Origin of the sequence: Sphingobacterium sp. InxBP1 (assembly GCF_026191775.1) — a bacterium.
Lineage (GTDB): Bacteria > Bacteroidota > Bacteroidia > Sphingobacteriales > Sphingobacteriaceae > Sphingobacterium > Sphingobacterium thalpophilum.
Genome location: NZ_JAINDX010000048.1, coordinates 227274 through 242549 on the forward strand (window position 1 = coordinate 227274; position 15276 = coordinate 242549).

Annotated in this window: 13 protein-coding genes; 4 read left to right on the forward strand and 9 right to left on the reverse strand. The window is 43.0% G+C overall.

The features are described 5' to 3' along the window. Positions 1-265: 265 nt before the first annotated feature. On the forward strand, positions 266-1291 hold the full coding sequence (locus tag K7A41_RS18850; RefSeq protein WP_265714914.1) for a threonine aldolase family protein: 1026 nt from the start codon (positions 266-268) through the stop codon (positions 1289-1291). A 97-nt stretch (positions 1292-1388) separates the two neighbouring features. On the opposite strand, the gene K7A41_RS18855 is transcribed toward K7A41_RS18850, so the two are convergent. From K7A41_RS18855 to K7A41_RS18885, 7 genes are all read right to left on the reverse strand, one after another. After that, a complete protein-coding gene (locus K7A41_RS18855) occupies positions 1389-2105 on the reverse strand; it encodes an MIP family channel protein (protein ID WP_028069537.1) in 717 nt (238 codons plus the stop codon). Between the two features lie 115 nt (positions 2106-2220). Then, a complete protein-coding gene (locus K7A41_RS18860; RefSeq protein ID WP_265714915.1) occupies positions 2221-4431 on the reverse strand; it encodes a DUF4838 domain-containing protein in 2211 nt (736 codons plus the stop codon). A 1-nt stretch (position 4432) separates the two neighbouring features. Continuing rightward, the gene (locus K7A41_RS18865) at positions 4433-5965 is read right to left on the reverse strand and encodes a YaiO family outer membrane beta-barrel protein (protein ID WP_265714916.1); all 1533 of its coding nucleotides are present in this window, start codon (positions 5963-5965) and stop codon (positions 4433-4435) included. Then, positions 5962-7407 carry a glycosyltransferase family 2 protein gene (locus K7A41_RS18870; protein WP_265714917.1) on the reverse strand — a complete coding sequence of 482 codons (1446 nt, stop codon included), beginning with the start codon at positions 7405-7407 and terminating at the stop codon, positions 5962-5964. The genes K7A41_RS18865 and K7A41_RS18870 overlap by 4 nt, the downstream gene beginning before the upstream one ends. A gap of 26 nt (positions 7408-7433) precedes the next feature. Next, positions 7434-8546 (reverse strand): HEAT repeat domain-containing protein, encoded by a 1113-nt coding sequence (locus tag K7A41_RS18875; RefSeq protein ID WP_265714918.1) that lies wholly within the window; start codon positions 8544-8546, stop codon positions 7434-7436. Positions 8547-8562: 16 nt separating this feature from the next. Then, positions 8563-8943 (reverse strand): response regulator, encoded by a 381-nt coding sequence (locus tag K7A41_RS18880; protein WP_265714919.1) that lies wholly within the window; start codon positions 8941-8943, stop codon positions 8563-8565. 162 nt (positions 8944-9105) lie between these two features. After that, the gene (locus K7A41_RS18885; protein WP_265714920.1) at positions 9106-10176 is read right to left on the reverse strand and encodes an NAD(P)H-dependent flavin oxidoreductase; all 1071 of its coding nucleotides are present in this window, start codon (positions 10174-10176) and stop codon (positions 9106-9108) included. Between the two features lie 155 nt (positions 10177-10331). On the opposite strand from K7A41_RS18885, the gene K7A41_RS18890 reads away from it, so the two are divergent. Continuing rightward, complete coding sequence (locus K7A41_RS18890; RefSeq protein WP_265714921.1) at positions 10332-11324, forward strand: 2-hydroxyacid dehydrogenase; 993 nt, start codon at positions 10332-10334, stop codon at positions 11322-11324. Between the two features lie 14 nt (positions 11325-11338). On the opposite strand, the gene K7A41_RS18895 is transcribed toward K7A41_RS18890, so the two are convergent. Then, positions 11339-11677 carry a winged helix-turn-helix transcriptional regulator gene (locus tag K7A41_RS18895; RefSeq protein WP_138096968.1) on the reverse strand — a complete coding sequence of 113 codons (339 nt, stop codon included), beginning with the start codon at positions 11675-11677 and terminating at the stop codon, positions 11339-11341. 119 nt (positions 11678-11796) lie between these two features. On the opposite strand from K7A41_RS18895, the gene K7A41_RS18900 reads away from it, so the two are divergent. Continuing rightward, a complete protein-coding gene (locus K7A41_RS18900) occupies positions 11797-13218 on the forward strand; it encodes an MFS transporter (protein WP_265714922.1) in 1422 nt (473 codons plus the stop codon). A gap of 37 nt (positions 13219-13255) precedes the next feature. Here the strand turns inward: K7A41_RS18900 and K7A41_RS18905 are convergent, their stop codons facing one another. Next, a complete protein-coding gene (locus tag K7A41_RS18905; protein WP_265714923.1) occupies positions 13256-14389 on the reverse strand; it encodes a 2-isopropylmalate synthase in 1134 nt (377 codons plus the stop codon). A gap of 78 nt (positions 14390-14467) precedes the next feature. Here K7A41_RS18905 and K7A41_RS18910 point away from each other — a divergent pair, with 78 nt between their 5' ends. Then, positions 14468-15250, forward strand: a complete 783-nt coding sequence (locus K7A41_RS18910) for a helix-turn-helix domain-containing protein (RefSeq protein ID WP_265714924.1) — start codon at positions 14468-14470, stop codon at positions 15248-15250. Positions 15251-15276: the final 26 nt, after the last annotated feature.

Genomic DNA, 15276 nt, shown 5'->3' on the forward strand with positions numbered 1-15276 from the left:
TCGACACGGGGCCCAAAAAGTTCGATAGCCCCGTTTTTAAGCAACTCTACCGTTTATCTACAGCTTCATTTCAGATATCTGATTCTGAAAGGTGCGTCCTTCACGTTTTTTCATATGCTAAAAGTACATCGATGGTGATACCACTTTTTTACATACACCAAGTAAGAAATTAAGTCTGTATACCTATTTTTGAAACATAGCAGCAGGCTCTGCCATATCCGGCGACAAATGTGAAGTAAGAACGCAGCAATAAGAAATAATAAATATGTATAATTTTAAAAACGATTATTCCGAAGGTGCACATCCAAGGATTCTAGATAAACTCATCCAGACCAATCTGGTGCAGCAGGCTGGCTATGGTGAAGACGAATATGCACAGCAAGCTAAGGCAATTTTGAGAGACAGGCTTCAAAATCCGGATGCCGCAATTCATTTTGTCTCGGGCGGCACGCAGACAAATCTGTTGGTTATCTCCTTTCTTTTGCGGGTACATGAAGCTGTAATCAGCGCAAAGACCGGACATATTGCAGCAAACGAAACGGGAGCCATCGAAGCAACAGGGCATAAAGTGATCACCGCTGAAACCGCAGATGGTAAATTGCGGACAGCGGATATTGAAAATGTCTTAAAGGCGCACATGTTGGCACCACATGTTGTAAAGCCAAAAATGGTTTACATCTCCAATTCCACAGAAATTGGTACCATTTATAGCCTTGGAGAGCTCGAAGCGCTCTCTAAGTTTTGCCATGCCCATGATCTGCTGCTTTATCTGGATGGAGCCCGCTTAGGGCACGCACTTGCGGCCAAAAATAATGACCTCACCATGGAAGCACTCGGGCACCTCACGGACGTTTTTTACATCGGAGGCACCAAAAACGGCGCACTTTTGGGTGAAGCTGTGATTTTTAACCGTGCGGATCTGGCTATTGATTTTGATTATGCCATTAAGCAAAAAGGGGCTATGCTCGCTAAAGGACGTGTGCTTTCCATTCAATTTTTAGAGCTCTTCAAAGATAATCTCTATTTTGATCTGGCGCAACGGGCAAATGCATTAGCCGCGCGTATCGCGAAGGCCGTCAGCGACAAAGGGTACAGCTTTCTAACGGAGTCCACGACCAATCAGATTTTCCCCATACTGCCCAATGAGGTGATTGAGCATTTAAATCAAAAGTATCAATTCTACATCTGGAAATCTATCGATTCGGACCGCGCAGCAGTTCGCATTATTACGTCCTGGGCCACTGATGAAGAGATGGTCACAGCCTTTATTGAGGATTTAAATGGGGTCTAGTTGTCAAAAGATAGCACTGTTATAGAGGAAATAGCATATAGCAACAAAGCGCACCGGAGGGTATTTCCCGGCACGCTCTGCTATCTCGCTGAGTGGACTAATCCTTTGGTTCGACAGCGCGCCACACAATCGCAGCCACAGCAGCACCGACTACTGGCGCAACGATAAACAACCACAACTGCGACAACGCTTTGCCGCCTGCAAGGATAGCTGGTCCGAAGGAACGGGCAGGATTAACAGATGTACCCGTAACTGGGATGGCAACAAGGTGGATCAGAAGCAGGGTAAAACCGATCGCTAAGCCTGCCATCGTGCTATTTCCTACTTTTGAAGTCGTCGCCAGTATGACAAATAAAAAAAGAAATGTTAAAATAGCTTCGATAAGAAAAGCAGAGGCAGTTCCATATTCATTCTGGTAGCCTGCTCCCCAGCCATTGGATCCGTAAGCCCACTCACCTGCTGTAAAGCCTGCCAACTGACCATTTAAAAGCTGTTGCAGCACAAAGGCGCCCAAGAGAGCTCCAATGAATTGCGCTACAATATAGACCACCGCATCCTTAGCAGACATCCTGCCCGCCAATAATACTCCTACAGTTACAGCAGGATTAATATGACAGCCTGTAATACCGCCGATAGCATACGCGAATACAACCACTGAAAGGCCGAAAGCCACGGCTATGCCCAGTAGTCCCAGACCAGAAAGCCCGCCCATGGTATTAGCGCCAGCAATTGCAGCAGCCCCGCAGCCAAATAGAACCAAACCAAATGTGCCGATTAATTCAGCCACAAATTTTGAAGATGTTTTAATTTCCATATGAATCTGTTTATAATTTAGTTAACTCTAATTTAATCATTTTCCGTATAAAAGACGAAAAACGAATAAATTATTGTAGAACAATATCTACGTAGGTATCATAGTACAGGCCAAGTTAGTCTAACCAGATTTCATCACAGGCTATGGACAGCTTGCGTGTAGGATGGTACCGCCATTCAGGCAATTCTGGAAATGGTTCAGCCACAATCTGTATGTTCATCACCGGCGATCCAACGGGAGCACTAAACCGTACCTTTTGAACGTTGTAATCTTCATCAAGCGATTCACCATGGTACGCCAACACTTCCTTATAATTTTTCCCGTCTTCCGAAATACGAATTCGGACCTGTTTAGGGGCAAATATCCAATGCCGTGCATCCTGCAGAAAATTAAGTTCTATGGTATCTATATGTTGTTTTTTTATTAAATCAATGCTAACATCAAAGGAGGTGCCAGTCCACAACAACCAATTATAGCTATAATCCAGGTATCCCGGCACGCAATCAGTGAGTGTTTGTGCTCCATTGGCGGGAAAGGATGTGTCAAAAGGTTGCTTTATACTCACCCTCGCGCCAGAAGCTTTATTTATCCTTACGCCAGCCCTAAAGATGTCCTCCCATTCTCGTTCATATTGATCAGGACTAGGTCCGCCCTCCGCCAGTTCGAGAATGCCCATTCTTTTTGTGTCTTCAACAAACTGCTGTACTTTACGTTTAACACTTGGCCTTACCGACCATTGTCCATCGACCTTCTCAAAGATGCCGTGCTTATGTGGTCCATAGAACTTTGCTTGCTGTAAATACGTGTAATCCAGACCTAGGCCTATCCTACGAATACGCTGTGCCAACTGAGAATTACCTTCCGCCAAGATTTCTGCTTTTTCGAGTATCGTGCTATACCGATCCATAGCGGATGGGCTTAAAAAATCCTTTCTATTATCAATAGGATTTCCGTAGATTGATAATGCTGACGAGGGTGGCGGTAAAGCTTTTCGCCTTTCGATAAGGTAATCTTTTACGAGCGAACCAGCCTTTCCGTAATAACCATGCACAAATTCGTCAACAAGTTTTTCTTCCGAGGCATTGCTATCCCATAACAAATGAGCGAGGACGTAAGAATTTAATTCTGCCATATCACTATACGTTGAACCACCGCCCTGCAAAAAAAGGCCTTCAACACCATTTCCCTTTAAATATTCCAAATTTTTCTGCAAAGTCCCCTGAACTGGAAATGGGGCTAGGTAGTTGGTAAACTGTGTTAAATAATCCCAGACAAAAACATGTTGTGATCGGGCTCTCCAAGCTTGAAGCTGTCTTCGAAAGGTAGCGGCAGACGGTTCACTTGCGATATCATATTTCCGAAATGCATCTATATTGCTTAACATCACGATGACATTATCAGCGGCGTGCAAATGCAGTGGTGCATTGGCCGTCTGCATGTAAGCCAAGGTAGTGATTTTTTTATCAGGAAACTTTGCCGCGACCTTGTTTACAAAGTGGATCAATGATCCTTGTGGTCCACCTTCAGCCTTGTCCACAGCTTGACAACGGTCACAAGTACAACTGCCGATGTCATCATTTGGTGCTATGGACCAATAGGTGGCTGTTGGGTTTTCGAGCATCCTCTTCTTTAAATAAGCTACAGTATGCTCGAAAACAGCTTCATTGGAAAGACAAAGCTGCATCGGTTGCCGTCGGCCATGATACAAAGCGTAATATTCCGGATGCTCCTTAAAATAGACAGCAGGTGGCAGTATCTTATTGAATGTATGTCCCCAGTCACCCCACCTTTCTTCGAGATTGTGTAAACCATACCAATCCATGTATTCCTGATCTAGTTCTATAGGAAAATATAGCTCTCTATAATCAAAACTAGGCTTCGCGAAAATATGAAGATCTACATCTGCCTCCAACGAATAGAGCTTCGGTATACTCGTATTCTCACTGCCTACATACCATTTACGTGCGCCAATAATTTCCCTAACATACCTATAGGCGCCATAAATAATGCCCCGACCACTCCCCTTTATGCATAAGTCACCCTTAACAAACTGCAGAGAATAACTATCTTCTGGGTATACGGTACTAACTGGAACCTGTTGTAAGATGATCTTCGGCTGACGATGAGCCGACGACTGAAAGTTAAAACGGGCTCCGGTACTCCGTTCGGTGAAATCATTAATTACGGCTGCCGCTTGCAGTACCTCACGATTTTGCGTATCGATTTGCATAACATACTGCGGTATACCGTTCTTCACAAGAAGAATGCGTTCTTTCGCCTGTACCATGGAGATACAAAAAAGGAGACTTAACATAAACTTCCACATATCAAAAATATTTCCTCAAGGACAAGTTCAGATCGTATTGGTTGATAAACGTATTCTCGGCAATCTTATAATAAGTCCATCCTCCCATAAGTGTAAATCCCCAACTATCAATACGATGCTGCCATCCCGCATTAACTGACCTTGACAAAAAACCAAAGCTATTATTTAGTAACTGATAACGGGAAGGATCATCGGGCGACGTACCCATATTACCTATCAGCGTTACGTAAGAATTTGGCTTCTCGGGATTATAGTAATGCCTGACACTCAACGAATAAACCTGATTCCAACGCTGCTCGTCATGCAACAAAAAGCCTCTTAAATAAACAAACGTAGTTCCAAAATATCGACCAAAAGAAGCAACCCCACCATAGTTGTTGGTCTGATCAACAGTACGTATATAACGGCCGCCGATATCGAACAGCCACACGCCCGCTTCGCGGTAAAGACTGTATGCAGCTCTCCAATTGGGAAATACCGAACCATCAGCCCAAGCCAAGTGATGATATGCATATAGATTTGCAGTGTAGTTCAGCCAGGCATCAAGAGCTACCTGATACCCTTTTGCGCCTCTTCTGTTGCCATAGTTAAACTGGCTGACAAGTACATCTTTTTCACCGATTTTCTGTCCATATTCCAGTCCTGAAATGAAAAAATGACCGTTAGGTCTATCCTGCGCACTCTGCAGATGATTCACTCCCAAATAGAATTCGTAAGGCAAATTTTCACGGTACACCTGAGCCAGCTGCCGATAACGTTCAGGTTGAGGCTGTGCTGCTCTCAATTGTTCGATGTACTGCAATGCCAAACGATAATCTTTATTTGCTGCTGCAATATTAGCTAACTGCTCACGGATAAAAACACTAGTATCTCCACGGCTCAACAATAATTCGTAATCCGCTTTGGCTTTATCGTATTCCTTATTAAACATGTATGCACTAGTCCGGAGATATAAATATCGCTTATCGTCCGGACTAACATGACGTATACTATCCGAGTAATCCAGCGTCCTTTTCGCATCACCCTGTGCAATACTTTTTTGTCCTTCCTGATACCATTGTACTGTACGCTGATCATTAAAATACCCCACTTTTCTAGCTTCAAATGCTTGGTAAGCGGCATAAAAGGCGGTATCTTGGCGAAAACGCGTGATTGCTCGCCGCCATAGCTCGCCCGCCTTACTTATCTCTCCTCGGACTTCATAAAGAGAAGCAAGTGATAGATAAGCATCTCTGTAGTCCGCATCTCTTGCAATAACAGATTCAAAATAAGGAATAGCCCAATCATTGCGGCCCATTTTTTGGTAACTCATCCCCAACATATAACTAAAATCAGTGTATTTTGGATAGATCGACAACACCGTACGGGATAATAGAATAGATTGTTCCAGTTTCCCTTCCCGCAGGTAATTCACTGCCTGTGGAACCAAGCTGTCCACATCATACTTCTTGTTTTGCCAGATCACCTGTCCTTGGAGCTGTTGGCCCCATAATGACTGACAGCAAATGATAACTAATATAAATAACTTGTTCATTTCTCTATTTTGTTGTCTTGTCGGGAGATAAAAGGTGACAAAGTACCTTTTCGCTGCATTTCACCCCAAGCGTGCTTCTTACCAAATAATTCCTGTATATACCCTTTGATGGAACTGTAGACAATAATCGGATGATATAGGATGGGTTCCAGGAAAGCTGTCAAACATAATTGGATGATATCCCGCCGTCGTTTGTAATATTTATATACGTAATTATCCAGTAAAATGGAAAAACTCGTCAGAAAGACAGAAAACATGTAAACAAAAATCAGCAATAAAATAGCCATCGGCCAATTGATGCCCCCCGTTAAGATAAGATAGATATAAAAGAAAATTCCTAGAATCTCTATCACCGGCGCGAAGAATTCAAATAAGGCATTATATGGAAATACGATCATTCCAAACTGCTTATATTTTGGGTTAAAAAAAGCCTTTCGATGTGCGCGCATGATTTGCATCAAACCTCTCGCCCAACGAATACGCTGCCGTGTCAACATTTTGAGGCTGTCCGGTCCTTCAGTCCAGCATAAGCTCTCCGGAATATATCTGACTTCATATTTTTGGTTGGTATCGCACATTACCATGCACATACGTGTGATTATTTCCATATCCTCACCTAAAGAGTGTGAATCATATCCACCGGCTGAGATAAGAATTTCTTTATCAAATAAGCCTAACCCACCAGATACATTAGGAACGCAATTAAGATAATTCCACCCCATTTTACCAAGTAAATATGAGCGGATATACTCCATTTCTTGGAAGCGCGCGAGTATTGCCTTGGGTAAAGCGGCCTCGACAAGCATCCCTGAGTCAACATAACTGGAGTTGGACATTCGTAATGTTGCTCCAACTGCAATAACACGATCTTTGGAGTCGAGGACTGCCCTCATAAGCTGCACCAGCGTATCGTTGGCCAGAACACAATCCACGTCGGTATTTAAGATATACGGAAATGCCGCAACATTTATTCCCGCGTTGACAGCATCCGCCTTGCTGCCTCCATTGATCTTATCAATAACAGTAAGCCGTTTGTGCGAGATATCTCTGGATTTATATATTGCTTTAATCTCCTTGCAGGGTACAAGGTAATCGACCACAAAATCAACTTCTACCAAATCGAATTCGCCGATTAGCTTCGCTAAAGTATCATCTTTACTTCCATCGTTAACGATTACAACCTCATATCGCGGATAAAAAAGTGTCATCAATGAACGCACATTATTCACAATAGTTACCGACTCATTATAGGCTGGAGCTACAATACTAACACCGGGAACAATCTCTGATTCCATTAAAGTTTCCTTACATCTCGAGCTTTTCTTTCGGAGATACTTGCGGATAGAAATAGATGCCATATGAAATAGCATGACATATACCATCAAAAGTAAAAGGCAATAGAACCCGAATACAAACTCTATAGAAAAAATAAAATCCTTCATAACAACTTTTTTTTCAGACAAGATGATTAAATATAGTGGATCATTGGATGCATGATATGACGTATTAATTTTTCGTCTTCGGCATTCGCTGTTATAGATATTTTGTTCACATACGCTGCACTATAGGGTTTTAGAGCGATCAAAGAACGGTAAGCGTGTTTTCGAAGTTTCATGGGAAGATTACGATCTCCGAATACCTGAACTAAAAAAACAACGGACTGCTCTGTCCCCAAACGTCCGATGGCCTTCAAAATTTCCATTCGAACCGATGGGAGATCATGTTGATCGTAAAGTGCTATCAAACGTTCTTCACTTTCTCCAGACATCAGCTTACCTAATGAATTAATAGCCTTCGATAGCGTCCTTAGATCTTGGCTATGTCTTATTAATTCCCATAATTGTGCAGCATCGTTTTGGTGAAAATGGACCATCAGATCCATCATAAGTTTGTTAAAAGCAAACGATTTGGATACGCCGAGCCATTGTGAAAAAGCATACGTTCCGAAATACTCTGAAATAACAATTGTTTGGTAAATATCCAAGGCATGCAATTCATTGATTTCTTCAAGCTCACTGAATATATGGTCAAAAGCTTGTTCGCCCTCAAGCTGTATCAAGTATTTGCACGCTGCTACACGAATCTCCACCTTTGGGCTGCTTAGCAACCGACGCAAGACTTTATCCTCAACCTTAATCTGCATTAATGCGAGATCAGCCAAAGACCTGACCATGGTTACCATGTGTTTAGCGGAGTGCCTAATTTCATATTGAGCTTCCCGGTCAAATCCGAGTTCGCCAAATAAATTTCGCATGCTTCGCCCTTTTTCACCACCAATAGATCGAATAAATTCATGGAAGATATCACGAACAACCTTTCCTACAAGCTTGTTATTCAAATGAAGCCTCAATTTGTCAACAGGAAAATGATTGATCTGGTCTCCCATCAGCACGTGTTCATAAATGAAATCCCGCAAGATTGGATATGTTATAGAATAACAATTCCGATAGCGATAATCGCGATGGTAAAATATCGCTATTCCGATGATACAGCCTATCCAGAATAATACGCTTAATATTAAGGCAATAAGCACAAAAACGGACCAGCCCTCCCCTTCAAAAAAGGTACGGATTGTATTCATCGTAGTTTCGAACCAATTAAGCATGCCCAATTCTCAATCTTACTCGTGAAATAAGTTCCAAAGGCGATATCGGTTTTTTGATATAATCGTTTGCCCCTACCTCAAATCCCTCGACAATACTATTATCATCCCGGTATCCGGAAATTATAATTACTGGTACCTGCTTGTTGATATTGCTCTTGCGAATACGGTCAATAATTTCGTACCCATTGGCAAAGGGTAGAGCTAAGTCCGTAATCATCAAATCAATTGCTTCTTCGGTCACTATTGACAGCGCTTCTTTTCCAGATTTAGCCAGCAGCAAATCATAACCTTCGCGGTTAAGGACGAATTGCATGGTGCTCAATAGAATCTCATTATCTTCCACAACAAGAATTCGTTTCTTTTCATTTCCCATAGGTGTAATCTTTAGTTTTTCATACTTGAGACAAAGCTGAGAAAAAAAAAGAAAACGGCCTGTAGTAGAAGCACTACAAGCCGTTTTTGGCCATTTTAAATATCAATTTAGGCCTGCCATCGAAAAAAGATGACATTTACATGACCGTAAAACGTCATTTGATTATCTACGATGCAATTTTTCAACTTGAACAACCAAGTTACCTAAGATGTCTTTTGTGGATTCTTTACTATATGGATGGATGGACTGTCCGGCCCAGAGGCTGACAAAATCAGCATTACGATTGGATTTAGCAATCTTCCGAAGCAGATTTGTTAGCTTATTCTGATAGGGATAAGGTAGAATATAGGAAGAATTATCCACCGCATCAATAAAAGCATTTCTAATTCCTCTGGCATAACGCCCTGAAAAACTTCGTGTCAGCACAATATCACCTTCTCGGACCTGCGCCAGACGTTGCTTCTCAAAGTCCAGTAGTGCGCTTTCTTCCGAACACAGAAGCAGGCTTCCCACCTGAAACCCCGAGGCCCCTAGGACTCTTGTGGCAAGTAAAGTATTTGCATTATATATCCCCCCTGCATAGATTAATGGTTTGTCAACTTGTTCGCGTACCTTGGACAGTAAAGAAAGACCACCAATCTGGGGGATATCCATATCGTCAAAACTTCCGCGATGCCCCCCTGCTTCTAATCCCTGTACACAAATGATATCTATGCCTGATGTTTGCAATAGCTGCGCTTCCTCAACAGCGGTGCAGGTGCCAATAAGTATGGTATCATGCTCCTTCAGTATACGGATGCTTTCGGCATCTAAATTTCCAAAAGTAAAGCTGACAATTTTGCATCCTTTCTCTATAATAGCCTTTACTTGTTCGTGATAATCCGTCAACCGGATTTCATTAAATTCAGGCAGCTCAATTTCCATGTGATGAGCTTGCGCCAAGGATTCGATAAAAGTCTTCGTCTGTTTATAATTTGCCCGGAGTTCTTCGGAATCTTCGGGTATAGAATTGACGAAAATGTTCACGGCGAATGGACCATCTGTTAATTTTTTCGTTAACTCTATAGCTTTAATGCATTCTTCGTAAGGTAAATCGCCCAAAGCTAGGGATCCCAGTGCGCCTGCGCCAGAAGCAGCAGCGACCATTTGCGGAGTCGTAACACCAAACATCGGTGCTTGTATAATCGGATATGCAGTTCCTAATAATTGCGTAACTTGAGTAGACCAGTTCATACTAACTTATTTTTACTATTGACCAACAGCTCACTAGAATTGCAAAGCAAGTTACGGCTTTTATGACGCAATTTACAGTACTAAATGTCATTTATTGGTGATAACAATTAGTAGAATCAAGCGAAATGCAGTATCTTTAGTTAAAGATTTATTTTATGAGAATAGCATTCTTTTCTTCCAAGCCCTATGACCGCATATTTTTTGAGCGCGAAAACGAAAACTATGGCTTTCAGCTACATTTTTATGAAACGCACCTCGGCCCGCATATCGTCAATGCTATTGATGGAGAAGAGGTTGTTTGTGCCTTTGTGAACGACAAACTAAATCGTCAGGTAATACAGGTGCTTGCTGAAAAAGGTGTCCGGCTGATCGCACTGCGCTGTGCAGGATTCAATAATGTCGATCTACAGGCTGCTAAAGAATGTGGCCTCCAGGTTTGCCGTGTTCCGGCCTATTCTCCCGAAGCAGTTGCTGAACACACAATGGCGATGTTACTGACGCTCAACCGTAAAACCCACAAAGCCTATAACCGTGTTCGCGAACAGAACTTTGCCCTGAATGGCCTGTTGGGCTTTAACATCTTCCAAAAGAAAATCGGCGTTATCGGAACCGGAAAAATCGGAAAAGCATTTATCAAAATTGCCATGGGATTTGGAGCAGAGATCATTGCCTACGATTTATATCCCGACCCCAGTCTGATCAGTATGGGAGTTCAGTATAAGTCGCTCGACGAATTATTTGGAGAATCAGATATTATTTCATTACATTGTCCGCTAACAGCAGACAATCACTATTTGATTAACCGGGAGACACTGGCCAAAATGAAAGATGGTGTTACGATTATCAATACCAGCAGAGGCAACCTTATCCATACAAATCATGCTATTCAAGCCTTGAAAGAACACAAGATCGGATTGCTGGGCATAGATGTCTACGAGCAGGAAGAAAAATTGTTCTTCAAAGATCTCTCCACAACGATTATTGAGGATGACACCATTCAACGGCTCATGAGCTTTCCAAATGTGCTGGTCACAGCACATCAGGCTTTTTTTACTACAGAGGCCCTGACACAGATCGCCGAACGCACTTTAAAGAGTATATCAGATCTATTGACCACCGGCAAGACAGATACAGAAGTGTTGTTGTAATCGAATGTCATGCATTATGGACGTTCCTTCCTGTAGCTCGCCCACCATTGGTCGAGCTGCTCAATAACTGGTAGTAAAGTTTTGCCCAGTTCGCTCAATTTATATTCAACCCGAGGCGGCGATTCCGCATAGGTCTGCCGGCATAATATACCATCCCGTTCCAGTTCACGCAACTGTAGCGTCAAGGTCGTCTGCGCCATGTCCTCCATCTCCCGTCTCAGTTTACCAAATCGTTTCGGACATTCCCGAGCAATCGCTTTGATGAGAAGCACTTTCCACTTCCCGCCTATAATCTTAAATATTCCATTGACATCGCAACAACTGCCAAAATTTTCTATTTTTTTTTCTTCCATAATCTGCTCATTCTGACCATTAGTTCATAAAACCATACTTAGTATGGTTTTATGAACTACTTGACTAAGTAAAATAACCCTGTTACTTTTAACGATAAAATTATTAAAAAACTCTTTATATGCGACTACTCAACAAAGAATTAATCCAGATAGGCTTACTTTCCGTTGGTATTTTTTTATTTGTCATCGACCTGTTCATCATCAATGTCTCTCTCCCCACTATGCAGCATGCTTTAGAGCTGGACAACAGTGAGACCCAATGGATTATCGTGCTTTATGTCATCGGATACGCCAGTCTGCTGATCAATGCAGGCAATGCCGGCGATCACTATGGCAAAAAAAGACTATACTTGCTGGGCATGGCTGGGTTTACAGTGGCTTCAGTTGTCTGCGGACTTTCCGGCAATATCTATTTGCTGTTACTTGGGCGTTTGCTACAAGGCATCAGTTCGGGTTTGATGGTACCGCAGGGAATTGCACTCATCACTGTACTTTTCGAAGATCCCGGCAAACCCACTATGGCTCTAGGAGTCTATGGGACCATCGCAGGGCTTGCTTCTGTAATCGGACAGCTTATGGGAGGCATCCTTCCGGATCAGGACTGGATAAGTGAAAGCTGGCGTCTTATTTTTTTAATCAACATTCCGATCGGCATCCTGGCTTTTGCTGCGGCCTACCGCAATATCCCCCCGGATCAGGCCAGTGCCCGGACTAAGATCGCCCTATCCCCGATGGTCAGATTATTTGTTTTATTGATGGGTATCATTTATCCTTTAATTATGGGACCTGAATTGCACTGGCCCTTCTGGACAGTACTGTTATTGGGAGCATCCATTATGTTAACTGTTCTTTTTATAAAAAGAGAGCGCCGACTGTATAAAACCAGTCGGCAAGTACTCCTTAATTTTTCCTTATTCCGTAGCAGAACCTTCAATCTAGGGCTCTTGGCGGCATTGAGCTACTATATGGTCCAAGATGCCTATTTTATTATTAATTCAAACTTCCTGCAAGCCCACAGAGGTTTTACGCCGACGATGACCGGGATCGCTTTTGTCTATCAAGGGGTCGGCTATGTACTGGCCAGTATGCTGTTCGGTAAGTTGGTTCAACGCTTTGGAAAGGCGGTGGTGTTGACGGGTTTACTGATTATGATACTGGGCCTTGCCTTTCACTTATTTTTGCTGGACAAGCAAATCGTGCCCGAGGGTGAGATTCACGTCCTGTTCTTTTGCTATGGCACAGGTTGCGGTAGTGTACTGCCGGCATTAATGACGCTTGCTCTTAAGGATCTTGACAAAGAGCTGATCGGTGTAGGCTCGGCTATCTACCTTACCGTACAACAGCTTGCGATCTGCCTGGGAATAGCCTTTATCGTCGGGCTTTTTTCACATCACAACGACGTATCGTTTTTTGGCCTGAACAACTTACGAACGGGCTATGGATATGCCACCTCATTATCCATTGTACTGTTATTAACGGTTGCCTGCTCGATCGCTTTTTTGCCGGCTGGTACACACCAGCCAGCATCCTCTGATGCATAGCTGCACGCCAATAACGCTGGGTATTTGTCCTGAGTGGCTACAGCAGCCGCTTCAGGTCTTCGTCCTCAACAAAGCGCTTCTGATCGGCAAGAACCAGAAATCTGCTATATATCTTTTCAAAATCGTCTGCCGCAAAGGTTAAGGAAAGAGCATTTAAGCGGTCCTTCAATGCTGCCCGACCGCTTCGCGCTGACAAAACGAGGTCGGGCAATGTGCCGCCGATGATCGCCGGATCTATAATTTCATAATTTCTGCGATCTTTTAATACACCATCCTGATGAATACCGGAAGAGTGGGCGAATGCATTTTTTCCTACAATCGCTTTATTCGCCTGAACGGGGTTGGACATTGCCTTGGATACCATCGAACTCAGTTCTACAATAAACTTAGGGTCAGCCTTTGTTGTTATTGATAAGTTATCTTTAACAAGGAGTATCAGCAATATCTCCTCCAAGGCTGCGTTTCCAGCCCGTTCCCCTACACCGTTGACCGTCCCTTCTACTTGTCCGGCACCAGCCATCACGCCGGCAATGCTATTGGCTGTGGCCATCCCGAGGTCATTATGACAATGCACTGACAGTATGGCCTTATCCTTATCCTTTCTATGTTTATTGACATAAGCAATCTTCTCGTAATATTCAAAAGGCGTACAAAAGCCGTTGGTATCGGGCAGATTGACAATTTTTGCACCAGCTTGCACCACAGTATCCGTCATTCTGACTAAAAAATCATTGGAAGCCCTCCCCGCATCCTCGGCAAAAAACTGGACCTCATCGCATCGGCTTGAAGCATAGGACACCATATCAAAGGCTTTTTCCAAGATCTCTTCCCGGCTACTGTTGAATTTATATTTAATGTGGATATCGGAAGCCCCTATCCCGAGCTGTATACGAGCTGTTTTTGCATCGCGCAAGGCCTCAGCAGCGCTGTCGATATCTTTCTGATGTGCCCTTGCCAAAGCACATACTGTTGCGTTTTCAACAATGCCGCTTACTTCAGTAACGGCCTTAAAGTCCCCCGGCGAACTGATCGGAAACCCAGCCTCTATTACATCCACGCCCATAGCATCCAGCTTAGCCGCTATCGCTAATTTATCTTCTAACGTCAGTTGGCAACCCGGCCCTTGCTCACCGTCTCGCAAGGTCGTATCAAAAATCATTACCTGTTTCATGAGTATATTATTATGAGTCAAAACTAATACTACCAGCCGATTTACTATATTTGAAAATAAAACAATTGTTATTGAATAATGCCAAAATCTACCATTACGAATTTTTCCTGTGCAAAGTCTTTTCCGGATGGAACGATTGAATTACGGGAGTATGGTCAATTCAATACCGTCATGCATTATCATGAGCAAGTCCAGATTCTGAGTCCGACAAATGGGACCTTATTTATCTATACCGAAGGAAACAGTGTCTGTGTGCCAAATGGTTTTTATGTGCAGATCCCAGCCATGACACCACACAAACTCCTATCCCGGTCGCCTCGTCTATTATTGAAAACAATATTTCTGGATATGGAACCAATCCAAGATAAGCTCAGTGTGTACCCGCCGCAGGAACTATTGGATCATTTTTTACGATTTGGCGAAAAACACTGGAATTTGGATACCGCCGAAAGCATGACACAGACAAGTATCCAGGCTTTTAAATCCATGGTACCACTGTTACTGACAAAATCTTTTCAGGCAGAAGTTGTCGCTGCACAGAGCGACGTCATGATTGCTGTCAGCACCTATATATTGGACAATCTCCACAACAAAATATCCATAGCCGAGATTGCAGAAGCCTTCAATATGTCACAACGATCGCTATTCAGGCAGTTTAAAGATGAACTGCAGCTTACCATATTCCAGTTTATCAAACAACATAGGCTCTTGCGCGCCCTTCACCTATTGGAAAACAAAGATTTACAGATATCGCAGATTGTATATCAGATCGGTTACGACAGTACATCCAATTTTTCAAATTTGTTTAAGGAGCACTTTGGGCTTTCGCCACAGCAATATCGCGCTAATTTATCACATTAGGTTAAACTGAAGAGTTAATGCGCTTT

What these genes read in the sequence shown, in the direction of transcription:
- K7A41_RS18885 (WP_265714920.1), bottom strand. Translation starts at nt 10,176, where the DNA reads ATGAACTGGTCTACTCAAGTTACGCAATTATTAGGAACTGCATATCCG.
- K7A41_RS18895 (WP_138096968.1), bottom strand. Translation starts at nt 11,677, where the DNA reads ATGGAAGAAAAAAAAATAGAAAATTTTGGCAGTTGTTGCGATGTCAAT.
- K7A41_RS18890 (WP_265714921.1), top strand. Translation starts at nt 10,332, where the DNA reads ATGAGAATAGCATTCTTTTCTTCCAAGCCCTATGACCGCATATTTTTT.
- K7A41_RS18860 (WP_265714915.1), bottom strand. Translation starts at nt 4,431, where the DNA reads ATGTGGAAGTTTATGTTAAGTCTCCTTTTTTGTATCTCCATGGTACAG.
- K7A41_RS18880 (WP_265714919.1), bottom strand. Translation starts at nt 8,943, where the DNA reads ATGGGAAATGAAAAGAAACGAATTCTTGTTGTGGAAGATAATGAGATT.
- K7A41_RS18910 (WP_265714924.1), top strand. Translation starts at nt 14,468, where the DNA reads ATGCCAAAATCTACCATTACGAATTTTTCCTGTGCAAAGTCTTTTCCG.
- K7A41_RS18850 (WP_265714914.1), top strand. Translation starts at nt 266, where the DNA reads ATGTATAATTTTAAAAACGATTATTCCGAAGGTGCACATCCAAGGATT.
- K7A41_RS18870 (WP_265714917.1), bottom strand. Translation starts at nt 7,407, where the DNA reads ATGAAGGATTTTATTTTTTCTATAGAGTTTGTATTCGGGTTCTATTGC.
- K7A41_RS18875 (WP_265714918.1), bottom strand. Translation starts at nt 8,546, where the DNA reads ATGAATACAATCCGTACCTTTTTTGAAGGGGAGGGCTGGTCCGTTTTT.
- K7A41_RS18865 (WP_265714916.1), bottom strand. Translation starts at nt 5,965, where the DNA reads ATGAACAAGTTATTTATATTAGTTATCATTTGCTGTCAGTCATTATGG.
- K7A41_RS18855 (WP_028069537.1), bottom strand. Translation starts at nt 2,105, where the DNA reads ATGGAAATTAAAACATCTTCAAAATTTGTGGCTGAATTAATCGGCACA.
- K7A41_RS18900 (WP_265714922.1), top strand. Translation starts at nt 11,797, where the DNA reads ATGCGACTACTCAACAAAGAATTAATCCAGATAGGCTTACTTTCCGTT.
- K7A41_RS18905 (WP_265714923.1), bottom strand. Translation starts at nt 14,389, where the DNA reads ATGAAACAGGTAATGATTTTTGATACGACCTTGCGAGACGGTGAGCAA.